The organism is Allobacillus halotolerans (genome assembly GCF_018967645.1).
GTDB classification, from domain to species: Bacteria; Bacillota; Bacilli; order Bacillales; family Alkalibacillaceae; genus Allobacillus; species Allobacillus halotolerans.
Map to the genome: position 1 here is coordinate 42,912 of NZ_JAHLZF010000009.1, position 20,646 is coordinate 63,557.

At 39.9% G+C, this 20,646-nt stretch carries 25 protein-coding genes; 15 read left to right on the forward strand and 10 right to left on the reverse strand.

Annotation, left to right across the window (positions count from 1 at the left end; genetic code table 11):
- The first annotated feature begins 23 nt into the window (after positions 1-23).
- Complete coding sequence (locus KQ486_RS07495) at positions 24-428, forward strand: nucleotidyltransferase substrate binding protein (RefSeq protein ID WP_216687222.1); 405 nt, start codon at positions 24-26, stop codon at positions 426-428.
- Between the two features lie 161 nt (positions 429-589).
- Here the strand turns inward: KQ486_RS07495 and KQ486_RS07500 are convergent, their stop codons facing one another.
- The gene (locus tag KQ486_RS07500; protein ID WP_216687223.1) at positions 590-997 is read right to left on the reverse strand and encodes a secondary thiamine-phosphate synthase enzyme YjbQ; all 408 of its coding nucleotides are present in this window, start codon (positions 995-997) and stop codon (positions 590-592) included.
- 299 nt (positions 998-1,296) lie between these two features.
- On the opposite strand from KQ486_RS07500, the gene KQ486_RS07505 reads away from it, so the two are divergent.
- The gene (locus tag KQ486_RS07505) at positions 1,297-1,923 is read left to right on the forward strand and encodes an alpha/beta hydrolase (RefSeq protein WP_216687278.1); all 627 of its coding nucleotides are present in this window, start codon (positions 1,297-1,299) and stop codon (positions 1,921-1,923) included.
- A 269-nt stretch (positions 1,924-2,192) separates the two neighbouring features.
- Here KQ486_RS07505 and KQ486_RS14645 read toward each other — a convergent pair whose 3' ends face one another.
- From KQ486_RS14645 to KQ486_RS07520, 3 genes are all read right to left on the reverse strand, one after another.
- Complete coding sequence (locus tag KQ486_RS14645; protein ID WP_144163485.1) at positions 2,193-2,519, reverse strand: TIGR04104 family putative zinc finger protein; 327 nt, start codon at positions 2,517-2,519, stop codon at positions 2,193-2,195.
- Positions 2,520-2,533: 14 nt separating this feature from the next.
- Entirely contained in the window at positions 2,534-2,863 is a 330-nt protein-coding gene (gene csaA / locus KQ486_RS07515) for a chaperone CsaA (RefSeq protein ID WP_144163486.1), read from the reverse strand.
- A 100-nt stretch (positions 2,864-2,963) separates the two neighbouring features.
- Entirely contained in the window at positions 2,964-3,422 is a 459-nt protein-coding gene (locus KQ486_RS07520; RefSeq protein WP_216687224.1) for a hypothetical protein, read from the reverse strand.
- Between the two features lie 261 nt (positions 3,423-3,683).
- On the opposite strand from KQ486_RS07520, the gene trhO reads away from it, so the two are divergent.
- A complete protein-coding gene (gene trhO / locus KQ486_RS07525; protein WP_216687225.1) occupies positions 3,684-4,664 on the forward strand; it encodes an oxygen-dependent tRNA uridine(34) hydroxylase TrhO in 981 nt (326 codons plus the stop codon).
- A gap of 81 nt (positions 4,665-4,745) precedes the next feature.
- Here the strand turns inward: trhO and KQ486_RS07530 are convergent, their stop codons facing one another.
- A complete protein-coding gene (locus tag KQ486_RS07530; RefSeq protein ID WP_144163489.1) occupies positions 4,746-5,066 on the reverse strand; it encodes a hypothetical protein in 321 nt (106 codons plus the stop codon).
- Between the two features lie 128 nt (positions 5,067-5,194).
- Between KQ486_RS07530 and KQ486_RS07535 the strand changes: the two genes are divergently transcribed.
- On the forward strand, positions 5,195-5,845 hold the full coding sequence (locus KQ486_RS07535) for an SDR family oxidoreductase (RefSeq protein WP_216687226.1): 651 nt from the start codon (positions 5,195-5,197) through the stop codon (positions 5,843-5,845).
- A 188-nt stretch (positions 5,846-6,033) separates the two neighbouring features.
- Here the strand turns inward: KQ486_RS07535 and KQ486_RS07540 are convergent, their stop codons facing one another.
- Both KQ486_RS07540 and KQ486_RS07545 read right to left on the reverse strand, forming a co-directional pair.
- Positions 6,034-6,459 (reverse strand): cupin domain-containing protein, encoded by a 426-nt coding sequence (locus tag KQ486_RS07540; protein WP_144163491.1) that lies wholly within the window; start codon positions 6,457-6,459, stop codon positions 6,034-6,036.
- Positions 6,460-6,538: 79 nt separating this feature from the next.
- Positions 6,539-6,937 carry an ion channel gene (locus tag KQ486_RS07545; RefSeq protein WP_216687227.1) on the reverse strand — a complete coding sequence of 133 codons (399 nt, stop codon included), beginning with the start codon at positions 6,935-6,937 and terminating at the stop codon, positions 6,539-6,541.
- Positions 6,938-7,083: 146 nt separating this feature from the next.
- Here KQ486_RS07545 and KQ486_RS07550 point away from each other — a divergent pair, with 146 nt between their 5' ends.
- The 6 genes from KQ486_RS07550 (at position 7,084) to KQ486_RS07575 (ending at position 12,369) form a co-directional block, all read left to right on the forward strand.
- Positions 7,084-7,719 carry a TetR/AcrR family transcriptional regulator gene (locus KQ486_RS07550; RefSeq protein WP_186278656.1) on the forward strand — a complete coding sequence of 212 codons (636 nt, stop codon included), beginning with the start codon at positions 7,084-7,086 and terminating at the stop codon, positions 7,717-7,719.
- A gap of 13 nt (positions 7,720-7,732) precedes the next feature.
- A complete protein-coding gene (locus KQ486_RS07555) occupies positions 7,733-8,632 on the forward strand; it encodes an ABC transporter ATP-binding protein (protein ID WP_144163494.1) in 900 nt (299 codons plus the stop codon).
- Positions 8,629-10,227: an ABC transporter permease gene (locus KQ486_RS07560; RefSeq protein ID WP_216687228.1), complete on the forward strand. Its 1,599-nt coding sequence runs from the start codon at positions 8,629-8,631 to the stop codon at positions 10,225-10,227. The genes KQ486_RS07555 and KQ486_RS07560 overlap by 4 nt, the downstream gene beginning before the upstream one ends.
- 88 nt (positions 10,228-10,315) lie before the next feature.
- Positions 10,316-11,191: an SDR family oxidoreductase gene (locus tag KQ486_RS07565; RefSeq protein ID WP_246569238.1), complete on the forward strand. Its 876-nt coding sequence runs from the start codon at positions 10,316-10,318 to the stop codon at positions 11,189-11,191.
- A 129-nt stretch (positions 11,192-11,320) separates the two neighbouring features.
- Positions 11,321-11,647 carry a PadR family transcriptional regulator gene (locus tag KQ486_RS07570; RefSeq protein WP_216687229.1) on the forward strand — a complete coding sequence of 109 codons (327 nt, stop codon included), beginning with the start codon at positions 11,321-11,323 and terminating at the stop codon, positions 11,645-11,647.
- Positions 11,644-12,369: a DUF1129 family protein gene (locus tag KQ486_RS07575; RefSeq protein ID WP_186278657.1), complete on the forward strand. Its 726-nt coding sequence runs from the start codon at positions 11,644-11,646 to the stop codon at positions 12,367-12,369. The genes KQ486_RS07570 and KQ486_RS07575 overlap by 4 nt, the downstream gene beginning before the upstream one ends.
- A 480-nt stretch (positions 12,370-12,849) precedes the next feature.
- Here the strand turns inward: KQ486_RS07575 and KQ486_RS07580 are convergent, their stop codons facing one another.
- Together KQ486_RS07580 and KQ486_RS07585 are read right to left on the reverse strand one after the other, a co-directional pair.
- Complete coding sequence (locus KQ486_RS07580) at positions 12,850-13,977, reverse strand: mechanosensitive ion channel family protein (RefSeq protein WP_246569239.1); 1,128 nt, start codon at positions 13,975-13,977, stop codon at positions 12,850-12,852.
- A 140-nt stretch (positions 13,978-14,117) separates the two neighbouring features.
- Positions 14,118-15,059: a hypothetical protein gene (locus KQ486_RS07585; RefSeq protein WP_144163865.1), complete on the reverse strand. Its 942-nt coding sequence runs from the start codon at positions 15,057-15,059 to the stop codon at positions 14,118-14,120.
- A gap of 548 nt (positions 15,060-15,607) precedes the next feature.
- Between KQ486_RS07585 and KQ486_RS07590 the strand changes: the two genes are divergently transcribed.
- Positions 15,608-17,029, forward strand: a complete 1,422-nt coding sequence (locus KQ486_RS07590) for an amidase (RefSeq protein ID WP_216687230.1) — start codon at positions 15,608-15,610, stop codon at positions 17,027-17,029.
- 48 nt (positions 17,030-17,077) lie between these two features.
- On the opposite strand, the gene KQ486_RS07595 is transcribed toward KQ486_RS07590, so the two are convergent.
- Positions 17,078-17,527, reverse strand: a complete 450-nt coding sequence (locus tag KQ486_RS07595; protein ID WP_216687231.1) for a YaiI/YqxD family protein — start codon at positions 17,525-17,527, stop codon at positions 17,078-17,080.
- Positions 17,528-17,715: 188 nt separating this feature from the next.
- Here KQ486_RS07595 and KQ486_RS07600 point away from each other — a divergent pair, with 188 nt between their 5' ends.
- The 4 genes from KQ486_RS07600 to KQ486_RS07615 are packed head-to-tail and all read left to right on the forward strand — an operon-like array spanning position 17,716 to position 20,423.
- Positions 17,716-18,096, forward strand: a complete 381-nt coding sequence (locus KQ486_RS07600) for a GntR family transcriptional regulator (protein ID WP_186278689.1) — start codon at positions 17,716-17,718, stop codon at positions 18,094-18,096.
- Positions 18,093-18,989: an ABC transporter ATP-binding protein gene (locus KQ486_RS07605; RefSeq protein WP_216687232.1), complete on the forward strand. Its 897-nt coding sequence runs from the start codon at positions 18,093-18,095 to the stop codon at positions 18,987-18,989. The genes KQ486_RS07600 and KQ486_RS07605 overlap by 4 nt, the downstream gene beginning before the upstream one ends.
- Positions 18,976-19,719 (forward strand): hypothetical protein, encoded by a 744-nt coding sequence (locus tag KQ486_RS07610; RefSeq protein WP_216687233.1) that lies wholly within the window; start codon positions 18,976-18,978, stop codon positions 19,717-19,719. Before KQ486_RS07605 ends, KQ486_RS07610 begins: the two co-directional genes overlap by 14 nt.
- On the forward strand, positions 19,716-20,423 hold the full coding sequence (locus KQ486_RS07615) for a hypothetical protein (protein WP_216687234.1): 708 nt from the start codon (positions 19,716-19,718) through the stop codon (positions 20,421-20,423). Before KQ486_RS07610 ends, KQ486_RS07615 begins: the two co-directional genes overlap by 4 nt.
- Positions 20,424-20,646: the final 223 nt, after the last annotated feature.

Sequence of the window (20,646 nt, forward strand, 5' to 3'; positions counted from 1 at the left end):
ATGACAACGAAAGGAAGTATATGTTGGAAGAACACAAAGTTGGACGATGGAAAGAGCTTTTTGAATCCTTCGAGAAAGCTTTTTCATTGTTGACATCTGAAGTTGAAAAGGAAACAATGAGCATATCGGATGCTGCCACTCTCGTTCACTTTCATGAGATGTGTTTGGAGCATGCACGAAAAACGCTGTATGGCTATTTAGATGCAAAGGGCATATCGGTTAAAACGCCAAGGCAAGCAGTTAAAGAAAGTGCAAAGTTAGGTGTTATTGGGAATGAGAAATCTTGGAACCGTGCGTTTAATCGGCGAAACCTAGGATACTTCTTATTTACACCAAAAGTGGAGAGAGAAATCGTAAAGGATATAAAAGAAGACTACTGTTCAATGTATACGGATTTTCAGCAAAGAATAAGGGAAGAAATGAAATAAAGTCATTTTACCGAAAAATATGTAGACACAAAGGCTGGACTTGGCGTTGATCTTTTGTCCCAGCCTTTTTCGTTGACGTTCTTTATTGAACGAGCAAATTAACTATTGGTGTCTTGACGCTTTCGATTTGCTTTGATTTGCGGAAAAGGACCCTTCTACATTTAATCCGTCTTTTCATTGATTTTTACATAAAAATTTCGCTCTCGTGGTCCATCGAATTCACAAAAATAAATTCCTTGCCATGTACCTAATAGCAATTCGCGGTTATCTACGATAATGAATTCAGAGGTACCGACAGTGCTCGTTTTCATATGTGCTGCTGTATTCCCCTCTGCATGTTGGTCTTGTTCGTTGACCCAAGGGAAAACTTCATCAAATCGTCTTAGCATATCCGTTTTGACGTCAGGATCGGCATTTTCATTGATTGTAATGCCGGCAGTCGTATGTGGTGAGTAAACGACAGCACTTCCGTTAATGACTTGCTCCTCGGTGATGAAATCTTGTACAAGAGAAGTGATATCCACCATTTCACTATGGTGCTTTGTTTGTATGGAAAATTTCCGTAGCATTGTCATACTCCTTTCCGTTAGCATAATCTTTTTGCTTTTTTTATTCTCAGAGAAGTTAATTGTCAACAGTGATAAAAGTTTTAGAGAGCCCGATTCAATTTGTGAAAACATCTATGAAAACGAGACTCAAAGTCATCTTTGAAAGAGGTTATGAATATAACGTTCTTAATAAAGGCATTGCCGAAAGTTTTGTACTTCAAACACGTTTTAGTGTCATTGAAAAGCTGAACATTGGGTCAGCCATTTCAACGTTTGATACAATTAAAGAAAGGCGTATGAAAAAGAAGGGGACGAACAAAATGTCGAATGAATTAGCATTAAAACATGTATTTAAAAAAGGAACAGGAAAGACACCACATACATTGCTACTATTGCATGGGACGGGCGGAACAGAAGAAGATCTGCTACCTTTAGTAGATTATATTGATCCAGAAGCCAATGTGTTGAGTGTTCGAGGAAATGTATCCGAAAATGGTATGCCACGTTTCTTTAAACGCTTAGCGGAAGGTGTTTTTGATGAAGAGGATTTGATTTTTAGAACAAAAGAATTGAATACGTTTCTTGATGAAGCGGCAAAAGAGTATGGTTTTGACCGGGGACAAGTGATCGCATTCGGTTATTCGAACGGGGCAAACATTGCTGCAAGCTTACTCTTTCATTATGAAGGTGCATTAAAAGGTGCAAGCTTACATCATCCGATGGTTCCTAGAAGAGGAATCGAATTACCTGATTTGACGGATAAGGCGGTGTTTATCGCGGCAGGGACAAATGATCCGATTTGCCCGTCGCAAGAATCGGAAGAACTAAAAGCATTGTTAACTGAAGCGGGAGCGAAAGTCGACCTTCATTGGGAAAGCCAGGGCCATCAGCTGACAATCGGAGAAGTAAAAGCAGCAGCTGAGTGGTATCGAAACACTCTCATATAATTGGATATCTATGTAAACCTAACGATGTATTGCAGGATAAAATGGCTGGATCTTCGCAAAGTCGTTAGGTTTTTTTGGCTAGATTTTTCAATATTAAATCAAAGAAAGAATTAAGCTAATCACTACAATGGCACCAATAATCATTAGAATCGTACGTAACATACCATCACCATCCTCTGTAAGTTACTCACAGGTCAATCCCCGGATTCAATTAAATGTAAACATCTTTCGGCTGGGGAAGTGTGGTGATGAAGTATAGTTACTGAACATTAACTGTGGTTCTTAAGTGAGTCGGTGAAATGGTCTTCTTCTTGATCTGATAACCGAACAAAATAAGGATAGAAGACAATATATAAAAGAATCAACAGTGCCCAAAGAAGAATAATCCACACGAAAGAAAGGCCAGTTAGCGGTAAAAGAATAGGGAGAAGTAATGGCCATGTGAGAAACATTTGCTTACGTCGGGATCTTTTCGTGATGAACTGGGTTGATTGGCATTTCGGACAAGGGATGCGAGTATCCAAGCGAAGTGAAGATTTCCATGTTTCTTTCCATGTCCATTTTTGTTTACAGACCGAGCATACTGGTAAGTGCATGATTTTCCTCCTGACTATAAAACCTTCGTGCCATTCGGAACGTTCTCGTCCGGTGTTAATAAAACAACATCGTCCTGTTCTGGCACGCCACCAATAACAAGGACTTCAGACTTGAACCCAGCGATTCGCAGGGGCTCAAATCCAGTTACCGCAACAACTTGACGACCGACCATGATCTCTGGTGAATAGCGCTTGGTGATTTGTGCCGACGATTGTTTCGTCCCAAGCTCACCAAAATCAATCCATAATTTGATTGCAGGTTTTCGGGCTTCTTCAAAATTTTCCGCAGCCGTCACTGTTCCAATCCGAATATCCAATGCATGAAAATCATTAAAGTCTGGCATATTCTTAAACTCCTTTTATATAGCTTATTGTCATTATTCTTCATTATAGCAAAAAACATATACAAAAAAACCCAAGCTAAGCTGAACTTGGGTAAATAGATTATTGAATTTCTTCAACGGCGACCGGTTTACTTTTTTGTAAGTCGATTAATTTGAAGAGGGCGTTTCTTTTTACATAAACGGATTTATATAACTGTTCTTCATCCTTTGTATAAATAATAACTCTCTTACCAGGATGATCAGTAACGACATGTAAAGCGTGGGAGTCGACATCCACATCTTTCATGACTCGGTCCATTTCTATATATTCTTCGAGATCCCTCGGCTCGGAAGCTTCAGTAATTTCGACTTCAGTTACCGGCTGTAATTCTGCTTGGTCGACGGATTCCTCAGTAATGCTTTCGCCGGAATTTGATTCATTAGAGGAATTCGTTTTCTGCTCTGTTTCAGTCTCTTGATCCTCTGCTGTTACATTGGTATCTTCTGTTTGATCATCTTCACTACAAGCTACCAACACAACAAGTGTTATCAGTAGCAAAACGAATAACTTCCAATTCATTTGTTCTCTCCTTTGCTGTCTGACTGAAGATTGGTCATCATGTGTGTTATTCCTTTGTTTACCCGAATTCGAATACTGCATCACTTTTTGAGGAAAGTTTTCTTCAAAATTAAGTAGCATGGTAGGAAGATTGCGAAGGTCATCAATTTATGATACAATATCTGATTGGAAGGAAGATATTTATTTTTATAAACATATACTTCATATGCTTATGAAAGACATCTTTCCATTAAAAAATTATCATTGCAAGGTGGTTTTGACATGGAAAAAGAAGCATATCGTGTTTTGCTTTACTACAAGTTTGTAACGATCGAAAATCCAGAGGAATACTCTGAAGAACATTTGACGTTTTGTAAGGAATTAGGGTTAAAAGGAAGAATTTTAATTGCGGAGGAAGGCATTAACGGAACGGTTTCCGGTACAGTTGAACAAACACAAAAGTACATGGACACAATGCATGCCGACCCGCGATTCGAGGATATGGTTTTTAAAATTGATGAGTCTGAAGGCCATGCATTCAAGAAGATGCATGTAAGACATCGCGACGAGCTTGTAACCCTTCGACTTGGTGAAGAAGATACTAACCCAACTGAAGATACAGCTGAATTTCTAGAACCAAAGGAATTTTACGAAGAGTTGCAACGAGATGATGTCGTTGTCTTAGACGCAAGAAATGATTATGAATACGACCTCGGACACTTCCGTGGAGCAATTCGTCCGGATATTCGGTCGTTCCGTGAATTGCCTGAATGGGTCCGTGAAAATAAAGAAAAGCTTGAAGGGAAACGCGTACTCACTTATTGTACAGGCGGTATCCGTTGCGAAAAGTTCACTGGATGGCTGAAAAAAGAGGGCATCGATGATGTTGGTCAATTACATGGCGGAATTGTCACTTATGGCCAAGACCCTGAAGTAAAGGGAGAGCTATGGGACGGTCAATGCTACGTTTTTGATGAGCGAATCAGTGTACCGATTAATCGAGTGAAACATGTTGTTGTCGGCCGCGATTATTTCACTGGTGAGCCATGCGAACGCTATGTGAACTGTGCAAATCCAGAATGTAATGAACAAATCATTATGTCTGAAGAAAATGAACATTTCTATATGAGAAGCTGTTCACATGAGTGCCGTGTGCACCCACGTAACCGCTACGTCATTGAGCATAAAATGACAGACGAAGAAATTGACGAGAAACTTCAAGCAATAGAAGAACAAGGACATGCGAATAAGCAAGCTCAATAACATTAAAAGCACATCAACCGGATCACCAATAGGTGGTTCGGTTTTTTTGCTCTAAAACATTTGTAGGGGTAAATACACAACTTAGCGTAGGTTTCGATGATGGCCGTTGGTGTAAGGTGACCGCTTACGGCGGATGCTTGTACTGGAGGGGAATAAGTCGACATCTGTGACGTTTTCAATGCTAGTTCTTAGAGCTTCAGGGTTAATTTGGAGACCTTCAGGGTTAATTCGCGGTGCTTCAGTGTTAATTTGAAGTCCTTCAGGGTTAATTCGCTGAGCTTCAGTGTTAAATTGGAGATCTTCAGGGTTTATCTGCCGGGCTTCAGTGTTAATTTGTGAATCTTCAGGGTTAATATGCGAGGCTTCAGGGTTAATTCGCGATCTCTTTAAAAATTTTGTCATAGCCTCAACAGTTGACTTAGAATTGGTTTTTTATGTTCTAGGGAAGGGAATGAATAGGAGTATAAATACGGAAGCACGGTAAATTTAATCGAATGCAATGTTCGATCTAAAGAAAGGAGTATACAAACATGAAAACACTTGTCGTAGGAGCGAATGGTCAGATTGGCAGGCATGTAACGCAATTGCTCCAAGAAGAAGATGAGCACGAAGTTGTTGCTATGATTCGAAATGAAGAGCAAAAAGATTATTTCGAGTCAAAAGGCATTCAAACAACTGTAGCTGACCTGCTCGACTCCGTAGAATCCTTGAAACAAACTGTTGAAGGATTTGATGCGGTCATTTTCACAGCAGGATCGGGCCCAAAAACAGGAGCAGATATGACATTAAGAATTGATTTGGATGGTGCTGCTAAGATGATCAAGGCAGCTGAAGTCGCTGGTGTTGGGCGATTTTTAATGGTGAGTGCTTTTCAAGCAAATAATCGGGGAAATTGGAATGAGGAGATTGTTTACTACTATGTGGCAAAGCATTTTGCAGATAAAGAACTGAAGCGAAGTAAGTTAGCTTATACAATCGTGAGACCAGGCGGACTTGTGAATGATCCAGGTACTGAAAAAATAAAAATTGGCAGTAAGGACCTTATTGAACGAGGTACGATTCCACGTGAAGACGTCGCACGCGTGCTTGTGTCGTGTTTGGATACAGAATCAACTGAATATAAAAGCTTCGATTTGATATCCGGTGATCAAGAAGTCGAAGCCGCGCTAAATGATTTGTAAAGATAGGCTGAGACAAAAAATATGGATGATAAAGACAAAAATTTATATAGAAAATGAAGTAAGCAGACAAGAAGTGTTTTGATGGAGCGCCATTCAAGCAGTAAACCCGAACGATTTATTTACACCAAAATCGTTCGGGTTTTCATTTCTTCTATGAACCTTTGTGCTATCCTTTTAATTTAGCATAATTATTCGTGGTCATGATGTTCTTCGGCTTCCATGCCAATTGCTCTTGTTTCATGAACAGTTCCGTGTGGATGTTCTGGCGGTGCATAGATGGAATATAGTTTTAAAGGCTTGTCCCCTTTGTTGGTGACATTATGCCATTTGCCTGCAGGTACAAGAACGACATCATCATGCCCTACTTTTTTCTCAAAATCTAGATTGTCTTTGCTGTCACCCATTTGGCAAAGGCCTTCGCCTTCTTCAATGCGCAAGAATTGGTCGATGTGATTGTGGACTTCCAATCCGATGTCCTCACCGACAGCAATACTCATTAACGTTACCTGTAGATTTTTCCCTGTCCAAAGCGCTGTCCGATAGTTCTCGTTTTGTTTCGTGGCTTCCTCAATATCTGTAACGAATGGGTTTGCTCCATAATCTTTTAACTCCATATAAATCCTCCTTATTTATAATAATTATAATTAAAAACTCACTATAATTAATGTACAATAATTCTTGAAAAGATACAACTTATTTGGATTCCTTTTGGCCGAGTGCCGTCAAAAAGTAAGCCGTAGGTAACAAAAAGCCAAGCGAGGCTTGTAATAATGAAAAGAAACGACTGATTCCGACAGGTACATAGTCTCCAAAACCGACGGATAACATGGTAACCCCGCTATAATAAAACATATTCCAAAAAGTCGGTTCTACAGGATCGCCATTTTCATCGCTATGTCTCAAAGAAACTTGTTCTAAACCGATGGCATAATAAAGGACTGCAAACGCGACAGTCAGAATGGATAATACGAAAAATAATTTAATGAATAAAGCCAGATGAAAATAACTTTTCTTATATGATTTGTTGGTGAAAAAGTAAAACAGATTAATAACAATGACTAATAATGCGATCACGATGAGGATTGTCGTCATGGCTAGCCACCCCCTATGTAGGTAATTCACTAAAAGGGGGATGATTAAACAACAAAAATCAATTTGACCAGTGTGGTCCACATGTGATAAGTTCAATAGACCGAGGTGGTCGAAATAAGTAACGTCATATCTTAGGAGGGTTAATCTTGCACGAAAAATTTGAACGTTTAGATTCAGAAAAACAATCAAAAATCATACAAGCGGCTTTAGAAGAATTTAGCGCCTTTGACTTTGAACATGCCTCAACGAACCGGATTGTAAAAAACGCGGGAATCGGAAAGGGCATGTTATTTTATTATTTCAACAGCAAAAAAGACTTATACACTTATTTGATGCATTACTGTTTAGATCGAATTTATTCACAAATGGTTGCTCAACTACAGACAGCCATCCAGGAATCGAAGGGTGATTTCATTGAACGATATTACATCACTGCACGTCTTAAGGCTGAGTATATGGCGAAAGAACCTCATGTGTTTAATTTTATGAGTTCGCTTATTCTACAAGATTTTCTCAGTTTACCGACGGAAATTCAGCAGAAAATGCAGACGTTACAACAGCAAGCCTATGACCTTTTATATAAAGATATTGACCTCTCATTGTTCAAAGATGATATCGATTCGGAGAAAGCATTGAATCTAGTTCGGTGGTCACTTGATGGTTACCAGCAAGAACTTGAACATCAATTGAAAGGTGAACAAATTAGTTCGATTAATTTGAAGAACTATTGGGATGAGTTTTATGAGTACTTAGATTTACTGAAAAAAGTATATTACCAATAAGGGGGTCACATGGATGGAAAAGGTAGTTGACATTAAGCGCGTTACGAAAAAGTTCGGGGATTTCAAAGCACTTGATGAAGTAGATTTTTCCGTTCGAAAGGGGGAGGTCTTTGGCTTTATTGGTCCAAATGGGGCCGGTAAGTCGACGACGATTCGTATTTTACTAGGGATTTTAAAAGCAACTGAAGGTCAAGCAACCATTTTCGGAAAAGACGTATGGAACGATTCGATGGAGATTCACCGCCAGATTGCCTATGTGCCTGGTGATGTCAATTTATGGCCGAATTTAACCGGTGGAGAGGTCATCGATTTGTTTGCCAAGCTTCGTGGTGGGCGTCAGACCAAACGGCGTGAAGAGTTGCTGGAACGCTATAAACTTGACCCAACGAAAAAATGTCGCACGTATTCAAAGGGAAACCGTCAAAAAGTCGCACTCGTTTCCGCTCTATTATCAGAAGCCGATTTGTATATTTTCGATGAACCGACGTCGGGATTGGACCCGCTGATGGAGCAGACCTTTCAAGAGGATGTGCGGAATCTACGACAAGAAGGAAAGAGCGTATTATTGTCCAGTCATATTTTATCTGAAGTCGAAAAGCTTTGCGATCGAGTTGGAATCATACGGGATGGCACAATCATTGAACAAGGTAGTTTGGAAGAATTGCGTCATTTAACGCGCCATCATGTTTTACTAGAAACGACTTCGAGTCTTGATGGACTGAGAGATGTAGAGGGGGTGCATGACGTAAATCAAGATGGGAATACGTATCGATTTCAAGTAAATGCTGAACAGATGGACCAAGTGATTAAGTTTGCGAGTCAATATCCGATTCAAAAATTCGAGAGTGCCCCACCTACCTTAGAAGATCTTTTTATGCGTCATTATGAAGGAACTGATGAGGTGGTTGAATGAGCGAGTTATTCAAACGATCCTTTCAATTGTTCAAATTGACGATTCGACGTGATCGCATACGTGCTTCCATATGGATTTTCGCGCTAGCGTTTTTCACCTTAATTATTCCGGGATCCTTCCAAAATCTTTATCCTGATCAACAGGATCGTGATGCAATGGCGGTAACAATGGAAAATCCGGCGATGGTTGCGATGGTCGGTGAAGGAGACTTGGACAATTATACGATTGGCGCCATGTCTGCTCATCAAATGGTATTGATTACTGCAGTGTTTGTAGGAATTATGAGTATTCTGCTGTTTGTACGACACACCCGTACAGATGAAGAAGAAGGTCGAGTTGAGTTGATCCGTGCCCTGCCAGTGGGACGGTTAGCAACGCTCCATGCCACTACGATGTATGTTGTGTTTGTGAATGTCGTTCTTGCAGTGTTGGTTGCGATTGGTTTAATGGTACAACCGATTGAAAGTCTTGGGATCGAAGGGGCACTTCTTTATGGAGCCACACTCGGAGGAACGGGCATCTGTTTTACGGCGGTTACTGCCCTATTTACTCAGCTATCTGACAGTTCCCGCGGAGCTACTGGTTGGTCGATTGGTCTATTACTGTTTTTCTATGTCCTCCGTGCAATCGGTGATATCGGGAGTGAAGCATTGTCGTTATTTTCACCGCTCGGCTGGACGACGAAAACGATGATTTTCACAGAGAATCATTGGTGGCCAATCTTTTTAATGCTCGCTTTTTCTTTTGTCGTCTTATTGCTCGCCTACCGGTTAAATGCGAAAAGGGATTTAGAGGCGGGATTATTTCCTTCTAAACCTGGAAAAGCTCGCGCTTCAAACAATTTATTGAGTCCTTTTGGTTTAGCATTCCGCTTGCAACGCACGGCTTTTATTTCTTGGGCGGTCGGTATGCTCTTATTGGGAATCTCATATGGATCTGTGTTAGGTGATTTGGATTCATTTTTTCAAGGAAATGAAATGGTAGAGAAAATTCTTGTGCAAGAAGAAGGGTATTCAATTGCGGAGCAGTTTATTTCGATTATCATGACAGTCATGGGAATGATAGCTACGATACCTGCACTAATCTCAATGAATAAATTATACGGTGAAGAAAAGAAATCTAGACTAGAATTACTTTATGCCAAGCCTGTCTCTCGGAAGACGATGATGGGCAGTTACTTATTGGTTGCAGTGATCAATGCGTTCGTTTCTGTGATTCTTGCGGGGATTGGTTTATGGGCAGCAGGTTCGACGGTTATGGATGATCCTGTTTCGTTCGGAACAATGATCGGTGCCTCGTTGGCATATATACCTGCCATGTTTGTCATGATTGGCTTATCTGCGTTATTAATCGGGTTGAAACCGAATGTTGTTTCACTCACATGGGTTTACTTAGTCTATTCTTTCATCATTGTTTATATGGGGAATCTATTTCAATTAGATGAATGGTTTAGTAACGTTACGCCATTCGGTCATGTATCACAGCTGCCTGTTGATGAATTCGAAGTCGTACCGTTCTTTGGGTTAATAGGAGTGGCCATTGTTCTTGTAGTCGCTGGACTTACGTTTTACTCGAAACGAGATATTCAAGGGTAATTCACATGGACATTGGTGGGCGAGATTGATTCTTATTGAAAATGGGTAAAATACTTGTGTACCTAATTTTCGATAAAGGAGAGATTACATGTCTGGAATGGAAAAACAAAATGGAAAAATAACACCTCCAGCTCAGAAACAATCTCGTCAACCAGGCTTTGAAAATGAAATGAATCCAGAGCCTGAGTACATTCGTGAAGGCTATAAAGGTAGCGACAAACTGAAAGATAAAGTAGCTATTGTAACTGGAGGAGATAGCGGAATCGGTAGAGCTGTCAGTCTCCACTTTGCCATTGAAGGGGCGAAGGTCGTCATCGTTTACTACGATGAAGACGAAGATGCGAACAAAACAAAGGAATTGATAGAGAAAGAAGGTGGCGAGTGTCTACTGATTGCAGGGGATATCGGAAAAGAAGAATTCTCTAAGCAAATTGTCGATGAGACGCTTAATCAGTTTGGTAAAATCGATATTCTCGTAAATAATGCTGCTGAACAGCATGTCCTAGAAGACTTCATGGATATAACAAGTGACCAACTAAAGCGCACGTTCGAAACGAATTTCTTTGGTATGGTCTATTTAACGCAAGCTGTCATGCCACACTTGAAAGAAGGAAGCAGTATCATTAATACGTCTTCCATCACAGCATATGAAGGAAATCCGGTGTTGATTGATTACTCAGCTACTAAAGGAGCGATCACGTCATTTACCCGCTCCCTTTCTCAAAATGTTGTCGGAAAGGGCATTCGGGTCAATGGGGTTGCACCAGGTCCTATTTGGACACCATTAATTCCTGCATCATTTTCTGAAAAACAAGTGGATAACTTCGGTGGAAGTCAACCGATGAAGCGGCCAGGCCAACCAGCCGAATTGGCACCAGCCTATGTTTATCTAGCAAGTGATGATTCTACGTATGTCTCCGGTCAGATGATTCATGTCAATGGTGGTGCAATCTTGAACGGATAATTATTAGAGGAGAAGAATCCGATTGATACTCGGATTCTTCTTTTTTTTAATTTGCTATCTTGTATTGCAATATACTGAAAGATATACTATCATGTATTACAAGATAGATGAGAAAAGGGTTTGATAAGTGTGTCTATGCGAAGTCAGTTACTAAAGGGAGTGCTGGAAGGCTGTCTGTTAGCCGTCATCTCCAATGAAACGGTTTACGGATATGAACTTTCGAAAAAGCTGCAAGATCAAGGGCTGGAGGTCAGTGAAGGATCTATCTATCCAATTCTTTTGAGGTTACAAAAAGACGATCTAATTTATGGAAAGATGGAGAAGTCACCGAGCGGACCGAATCGAAAATATTATTACATCACAGATAAAGGTCAGGAAGCATTAACAGAATTTGTAAACAACTGGGAAGCCATTAAAACGCCAGTCGATCAATTAATGGGGAGGCGAAAGGGATGAATTCTCAAGAATTAATCAAGTTAAACAACAAAAAAAGAGAAAAGCTCAATGAAGAAAACCTAAAATATTACGAAGACATGTTGGTTTACCTTCGTTTATCGTTTCTTAAATCAGAACAAGAAACCGAGGAGTTGTTAAACGAGCTGCTTGACCATTTATTAGAAGCCCAAGAAGAAGGGAAAGACTTCACCGAGGTTTTCGGTGATGATCCAAAGCAATATGCGAATGAGTTGCTTGGAGAAATACCAAAATCCATGACAAAAGAACGATTCAATTTATTTTTATTAGGAAGTTTTTCATTTTTTGCATCCGTGCTCATATTTAATGGATTAATTGATACGGTCATGTATTATATCTTTGGTAAAGGAAGCGCGATGGATGAGGTTTATCTTGGAACTGCCATCGTCCAATCCAGCATCTCCTTGTTGATTGCATTCTTCTTCTTATTTATCGTTATGGAATATTTAAAGTGGTCCATGTTTAAGAACATCAATAAATATCTGGAATTTTTTTATTTATGGTTAATTAGCGCTTTGAGTATCGGTGTTTTCGTTTTGCCCATTTACTTCCTGCCCGATTTCGGTACATCGTTTGAAGTCCCGGTATATAGCTATTTAATTGCAGGGATCTTGTTAGGACTTATTGTTTATGGCATATTTAAGTTAAAAGGGAATAGTAAAAAAGCATCGAGAGATCAAGGCTCAAACTTTAATCGTGAGTAGTGCGAAAACTGGAAAGTCTTATGAAACGCTCTATACCCACGAACGGGAGGCAAGTGAAGTCGAAAAGTCTTATAGAAGCACTCTATACCCCCGAGCGGGCAAAAAACGAGTTCGAAAAGTCCTATAGAAGCGCTCTATACCCCTGAGCGAGCAGAAAACGACTTCGAAAAGTCTTATAGAAGCACTCTATACCCCCGAGCGGACAAAAAACGAGTTCGAAAAGTCCTATAGAAGTGCTCTATACCCCCGAGCGGGCAGAAAACAAGTTCGGAAAGTCTTATAGAAGCGCTCTATACCCCCGAGCGAGCAGAAAACGAGTTCGAAAAGTCCTATAGAAGCGCTCTATACCCCCGAGCGGGCAAAAAAGCTCGCTCTACCCGTGAATAGAACACATCTAATCATAGATAGAGTAGAAAATAAGTCTTCTATCCACGATCAGACAAAGAAAAAGCACCAGCCACTCAGCCGGTGCTCTATACCTTATTTTTCCCCTTTGTTGGAGGGAACTTTCTTCACTTTTAATGGATTTCTTTTTACAGGGCCTTCTTCTTCCACACGTAAAGATTGCGCAGGAACGGCAACTTTGACGTTTTCTTTGCTGAGGATTTCAAGGATTTTGAAGTTGATTTCTTCTTGGATGGCTAAAAATTCTCCCCAGTCAGTCGTTTTCGTAAAGAAATATAGCATAATATTTAAACTATCGGTTTCGTACCGAGTAAAATTCACAAAGATTGTTTCCGGGTGAATACCTGGATGGTTCTCAACATAAGTGCGAATTTGTTTAATCGAATGTTCTAGTTTTTCTTTCGGTGTGTGTGAACTGATTTTCAAATCATAGCTAATTTGTCGTTTACCCATCTCACTCCAATTTGTAATCGGTTCATTCGAAAGAGTCGAATTGGGTATGATTACTAAGGAATCGGCGAAAGTGCGTACGGCAGTGCTTCTGAAACTGATATCCTCAACGATCCCTTCGATACTTGGTGTCATAATCCAATCTCCCAAGTTAAAAGGCTTTTCCGTTATAATGACAACGCCGCCGAATAAATTTTTAATGACTTCTTGAGCTGCAAGGGCAAAGGCTAATCCACCCAGACCAAGACCAGCGACGAATCCATTGACATCGTATCCAAATTCTTGTGCAATAATTGAAAAACTGATGGCGACAATAACAAAACGGAGTACTTTCGTCAGGAAGGGAATAAGGATTTCATCAATTTTATTATCATAATGTTCATTGATTTTATTAAATACTTCTGACGTTCCTGATGACAAATTCCATAATCCCCACGTGATCAAAACAATAAGTGCCACTCGAATTAATCGGATAAAAGCGAAATTTTTCTCGTCAAAATAAGGGAAATATTCTAATGCCACGTAGATTCCAATGATGACAATGAGCCAGCGCATCGGTTTCTCAAAGGCATATAATATATTCTTAAATAATGATGTAGGGCTTTTATTCGCTAATTTTAAGATGAGTTTGAAAATATATTTGGTGAAAATCTTTCGAAATAAGGAAAATAAGATAAAGATTCCTATTGTGATTGCGATGGATTTTAGGACATCAAAATCATCCAGTTGTTTTAAAAATGACCAATCAATCAAGGTAATATCTCCTTTTCAATCAAATTGCATAGTCTTAGTTTGTCCGATGGGTGGATTTTCGTCAATCTTTTTTCCTGTGATGGTTGTATAAAAATTGCCTCAAAAGCCAGCTTGGCTCTTGAGGCATAAGGTCAGTTCTATTAGTATCCTTGCATTTGGAACATTTGCAGTTCTTCTGGAGTGATAATTTCTTCTTCTTCAGGGTTAATCGAGAACTCGACGTCTCCATTAATGTTGTTATATGTTGTATCAAGCGTTAAGCCAATACGCATGTCTTCTCCGTTTTCACTAACTTCCACGTCGCCAACAAATGTTTGTTTTTGAATCATGTCATCGTCGATTTCTAGTTGAAGTTCAAATTGGTGCACCGTCGTTTGTTCCGCAGTGTTTTCCAAATCTGTTTTCATTTGTTCAATTTCTTCGTCGCTAAGTGCCTCACCGGATATTTCACCGCTTTTTTCAACGAGGTTAATAAAGTCTTCTTTTGTCAATTGAACCGTATACACACCGTCTTCTTTTGAAAAGTCATCTTCACTTTTCTCATTTAAGAAGTCAGTAGCCAACTTCTGTGATTGAGCCTTCAGTTCTTCAGGATCAATTTGTTCTTCGGTGCCTTGTGCTTGTTCCAATTCAGCTATGTCGACTTCAAGTAATTTTCCGTTTAACTCTTGTGGGATTGGAAACATCATCCCGAAGTTTTCGACTAAGCTATCTGTGCGGATGTAAATTTTTTCACTCTCCAGGTCTTGCAAAAACGGTACGCTTAAGTCGAGAGTCATTGGTGCCATCTGACCATTTAAATTGAATGTAACTTGTTGCTTTCCGGCATCTTCATCATAGATACTCTCGAAGCTGATTTCCATATCATTGAACATTTGAAGATATGGATCGACAGTCGGGTCATTGAAGTTTCCTTCTAAATTAACGTCTACGTTACTGACCGACTCAAAGCTGGTCGCCTCTACAGTGTTTTGGAGAGCTTCAATAACTTGCTCTTTCTCACTTCTATCATCATCTCCACCACTACATGCAGCCAAGATTAAGACTGATAGTAATAGCAGTGTTCCTAAAATTCTCTTCATAAAAAAATGAGCCCCCTTAATATTCCTATATGATTATAGTAGCATATTTTTATGCGAAAAATCTTTAAAACTAACAAATAATTTTACAACTTTAAACATAATAAACTACGTCTATATTTGTATGCCAACACCAAAGGAGGTATGCCTGTCACGAGTCATTATTCTTCATTCTTCGTTTGCTAATATATGTTAATGAATCCGCGTCATTAAGAAGGCCTTATTTGTTTGAATGTGCTCCTTTTTCACATTGACACACGTTTGTACAAATTCATGCAAAAGTTAACCCTAAATAATACAAATTTTTTTGCATTTCAGTTCATTTCAGATAAGATTAATAATTAGAAGGCTTGCGAGGAGGAATCGATCTGGTGAAAGACCATAATCATAAGGATGGCCGAAAAAAGGTTGGGAAAAGGCGAAGAACAGAAAACCCTTGGTTGGAACTTTTGTTTAATTTTGCAGATATCTTTCTTTATCTGCCACGCTTGGTTAGTTCTATTGTAAAGAATATTTGGTAAGTCAATATGTTGATAGGAGAGGAAATAACGATGGAAAACTTTGAAGAACTGTTAGAAAAGGATGCACTTGGACAAAAAGAGCTTCTTGATGCAAATGAAATTACCGCGAAGGAATTAACTGATTTTTACATAAAACAAATACAAACGTACAACCCGTCGTTGAATGCAGTCGTCCATGAAATGTTTGACGAAGCGAAAGATCAAGTGAAGAATGTTGATTTAAATGCAAGTCCTGTTGCCGGATTGCCGTTTTTGATCAAGGATTTGAATGCGATCAAAAATCAACCGCTGACAAGTGGCTCGAAGTTGCATGAAGATGTGATTGCACCTGAGAATGATGAGCTCGTAGACCGCTATGAGAAAGCAGGACTTGTGTTTTTAGGAAAAACAAACACGCCGGAATTTGGATTTTTGCCAACGACGGAGCCGACTTTATTTGGACCGACGAAGAATCCTTGGGCATTAGATCGGTCACCGGGTGGTTCCAGTGGTGGAACGTCCGCAGCAGTAGCGGCAGGACTCGTTCCTTTTGCACATGGAAATGATGGAGGAGGCTCTCTTCGTATTCCGGCTTCTGCAACTGGTTTATTCGGTTTCAAGCCGAGCCGAGGTCGACTGCCATATCCGCCATACATTAACCATTTCCCGATCAACCATGCCATCACACGATCGGTTCGTGATAGTGCAGCTTTGTTGGATGTCTTAAATGGTGGGGTGCCGCGATCTTTGTATCCATCTTTCGAGAAGCGGACAGACTTTGCGGAAAAATCACAGCAATCTCCAGGCAAGCTTAAAATTGCCGTCACTTATGATGCAGGTGGAAAAGTAGAGCTTGATGCTGAAACAAGAAAGAATCTCGACCAATCCGTTCAATTAATGAAAGACTTGGGCCATGAAGTTGTCGAAGCGACACCTGCTTATGATTATGAGGGAGTAGCAAATGCATTCATTAATATTTGGTTATCGTCAGGCTCTGTCATGATTAAACATATGGGACAAATGGTTGGCAAAGAAGTCACGCGTGAAAATGTCGAACCGCTTTCCTATGAAATTATGAAATACGGCCAAAATATTTCGGCGGCTGACTATGAGGAAGCGCGGGTATTTGCTGCAATTGAATCAGAAAAAATCATGTCTTTCTTCCAGGAATATGATGTTTGGATGACACCGACGATGAATCAGCTTCCGAAGAAAACAGGCGAAGAGAAAGACGTGACAGAAGCATATGGACCGATGCTCGAGAACATGCTGAATTATAATCCGTTCATGCCACTTGCCAATGCGACCGGACAACCAGCGATGAGTGTTCCAACACATTGGACAGAGGAAGGAATACCTGTAGGAACGCACTTCTTTGGGCGCTTAGGAGAAGATGAATTACTGTTCCAATTGGCACATCAAATTGAAAAAGAACAACCGTGGTTCCATAAATATAAAGAAATTAAGCTATAACATTTCACCTCTTGCTTGAACAGACTGTTCGGGCGAGAGTTTTTTTATTTATTCGACTGTTTCTTTTGCGATACGCACTAATTTTTGGCGAAATATCTCTCTTTCTTCACCGGTGAACGGTTTAGGTCCTTTAAATCGTTGACCGCTCTTTCGTGCTTGTTGATTTAAATAGCGTGAAGTCAACAGCCGGTCGATGTTTTCATGGGTATATAAAAAGCCTTTATGGTGCATGGCCGAACATCCTTTTGATAGGACTAAAGAAGCTAATCCATAATCTTGGGTAATGATTAGATCACCTTGGCTTGCCATTTGCATCACTTTGTAATCCGCCGCTTCACTTTCAGAATCAACATACACCGTTTTCACAAAACTGGGGTACTGTTCAGCAGAAAAGTGGGCGTAACTCATCACGAGCAAAACCCCTAACCCAAACTCACCCGCGACTTCAATCACCTCGCTTTTTACTGGACTTGCATCAGCATCAACGATAATTTTCATTGTTTTCTCTCCTTACCATCCGACTAAAGCGCATATATGTATATGTTGCACTGTTCCTTCTTTAATATTGAACGATTTAAAAGTCATTGACAAGATGAATCCATCCATATATAGTTATAATATACCTAGTGCATTAGTGCAGTAATGCACTGATTATAGATTAAATACATAAAGTGGGGTGGGAGGATTTGCTAGATCATGCAAGCAATAAGCCGATTTATATACAAATTGCTGAATGGTTGGAGAATGAGATTTTATCCGAGCGAGTAAAGGTCGGAGAAAAAATTTATTCACAATATCAGCTTGCCGATCGCTTCAATATTAATCCTGCCACCGCGGCAAAAGGACTGAATTTGCTTGCTGAGGAAGAGATTGTTCATAAGCGAAGAGGTCTTGGAATGTTTGTCGAAGAAGCGGCAGTAACCATCATTAAAGAAAAACGTAAAAATAAAACGTTGAAGCGGATGCTTCGAGAAATTGTCAAAGAGGCAAATTACTTGGATGTTTCGATGGATGAGTTAAATGAAATGTTACGGAAAATTCATGAAGAAGAGAGGGAAGAAGGATGACGGTTATCGATGTTCAAGGATTAACAAAGCAATACGGCGGACTGCATGCGTTGAATGCGGTCAATTTTTCCATTGAAGAAAATGAAATCATCGGCCTGATCGGAAGAAACGGTGCGGGGAAATCAACATTGCTGAAATGTTTAGCTGGCTATTATCACCCGACGGACGGACAAGTGCGTGTTCTCGGTGAAGATCCGTTTGATAGTTTATTCGTTTCGGAGAATTTAATCTTTGTGGATGACGAAATGAGTTTCTCTTCAGAAATTAACTTAGCGGATATTTTACAAACGGCTGCTCGATTTTATCCGAATTGGGACCAAACCCTGGCACAGCGATTATTCGACTACTTTTCATTTCGTCCGGACCAACTGCATGGTGAGTTGTCAAAAGGAAAGAAGAGCACATTCAATATGATAATCGGCTTATGTGCTCGGACGAAAATTACGATTTTCGATGAACCGACAACAGGGATGGACTATTCTGTTCGTCAAGATTTTTACCGTGCATTATTGAAAGATTATATTCAACATCCCCGAACGATTATTTTATCCAGTCATTTATTGACTGAATTAGAGACAGTGTTGGAGACGATCCTGTTGATTGATGAAGGTAGATTTGTCATCCAGGAATCGGTCGATCAGTTGAAAGAGAAAAGTTACGGCCTGACGGGTAGCGAGGAATCACTCAATCATTTACCGGGTGATGTTCAGATTTTACATGAGGAAAAATTGAGCGGAAATCAGGTGTATCAAGTTATTTTGGGTGATTTAGCAGAAGAGACGAAGTTGCAACTAGAGAAAGAAGATGTTCGCTTTTCACCGGTTTCAATTGACGATGTTTGTATGTTTTTAACCCAAGCAAAACGAGGAGGGATTGATCATGTCTTTGAATAAGAAAACATGGCATTACATAAAGCTCTCAACCAAGTTTAAAGTTCAGATGAATTGGCACTTATTCAATATTTTGATTGGCCTTCTCGTGTTTGCGGTGCTTTCATCAGCGTTTGGCGGGAGTTCTTCCTATAGCACAAATGAATTTGGGAAAGTTGCGATTCATTATGTTTCTAGCGATTTAGCTTTTGTTTTTGTGCTTATCTGGGCGTTCGTCGTCGGCTGGACATTGGCACGTCCTGCTTTTCGTGAAATGGATTTCAGCTTTGTATCCAATCGATTCACAAGTCATATGTCATCCATTTTATATATCGGATTTGCGAGTGTTATCGGCGGATTAATCGGATTCTTTTCTCTTTTTCTCGGAAAGGCATTGTACTTTCTGTTTTATTCAACCGACTCCGTCGTAATCGCCAAACCGTATACAATCAAAGAAATTTTAATCGGCGTAATTGTTATCATTAGTTTAACCTTCTTACTGGCATCGGTCGGTTATTTCGTTGGCGAACTTGTGAATTGGAATCAAGCCTTTATATTCATTATACCTGCGTTGGCTATAGGGAATATCGTGCTCGATGCGAAAATTGGAGACACAGTCGGGATTGGGCAACTCGTCATGATTTTTTCAACAGAAACAGAATGGTCGATGTTGTTCCTGAAAGTGCTAGGGTTCTCCGTTCTCATTTATACGATCGTCATCTTTTTGACTCGACGAATGGAGGTGCGCAGATGACTAATGTTACACTTACAGGACTTCTTCCGCTTATCTTAATGATTTTGTTGGCATATTTTATATTGAAAAGAACAAATAGAACGAAACGAAAAAAGAGTCGCGGAAAAAGAAACGTTTTCATTTATAGTGTGATTCTAGCTATGTCTATTGTTGTTTATTATGTTTTTATTACCCAAGCGGATATAGAGGCGGCAGACGTAAAGTTGCATGATGACTATGAGTCGACTTTGGATCAGCTACATGCGTATCCACCAGTTTCATATGAAGAAATTGACGCATTCACACTAGCGGGTAGATGGGAATATGAGTTGGATGAAAAGTATGGAAACCTAGTTGTAGAGTCCGAAACGGAAGTTCGTGTAAAGAGACGAGAAGATAATGAGCCAAATATTGAAATTGGTTACTATCGTCCTTCAACATTCTATATTCGAGGCATAGAGGTACCTGAGGAAAACATTAAATATCCTGATGTAACGCTATTAGGTAAAGAGTTGGCTCTTATCATTCCTCATGACCAATACTCCATATCACAGACTATTATTTCGAAAGAAGAATTTATCAATCATTACGTGAATCCTAATCAACTAACTGACCAAGAACTGCACAAGTTGAGCAACTTTTATTATCAAAGTTTTCAATTGATCGTACCGGAAGATTTGGAAGTGGAACTGCGAGGAGACGGATTGCTGCAAGAGATTGAGTGACGGTCTCGAGTGGCTACTCTAGACATACTGCATATATGAAAGGCGACGGTAATTCCTGCATTCTGTGCAGAAGTTGTCGTCTTTTTTTGTTTGATCAATCGTTTATCGATAGCTAGAATCACTTTATCAGCAGAGATACCCTTATGGAGAGCGTCTATCAAGCACGGAAGCCGAGCAACTCCTGGAGCTTCCGTAGTCGAGAGCGTCTATCAAGCACGGAAGC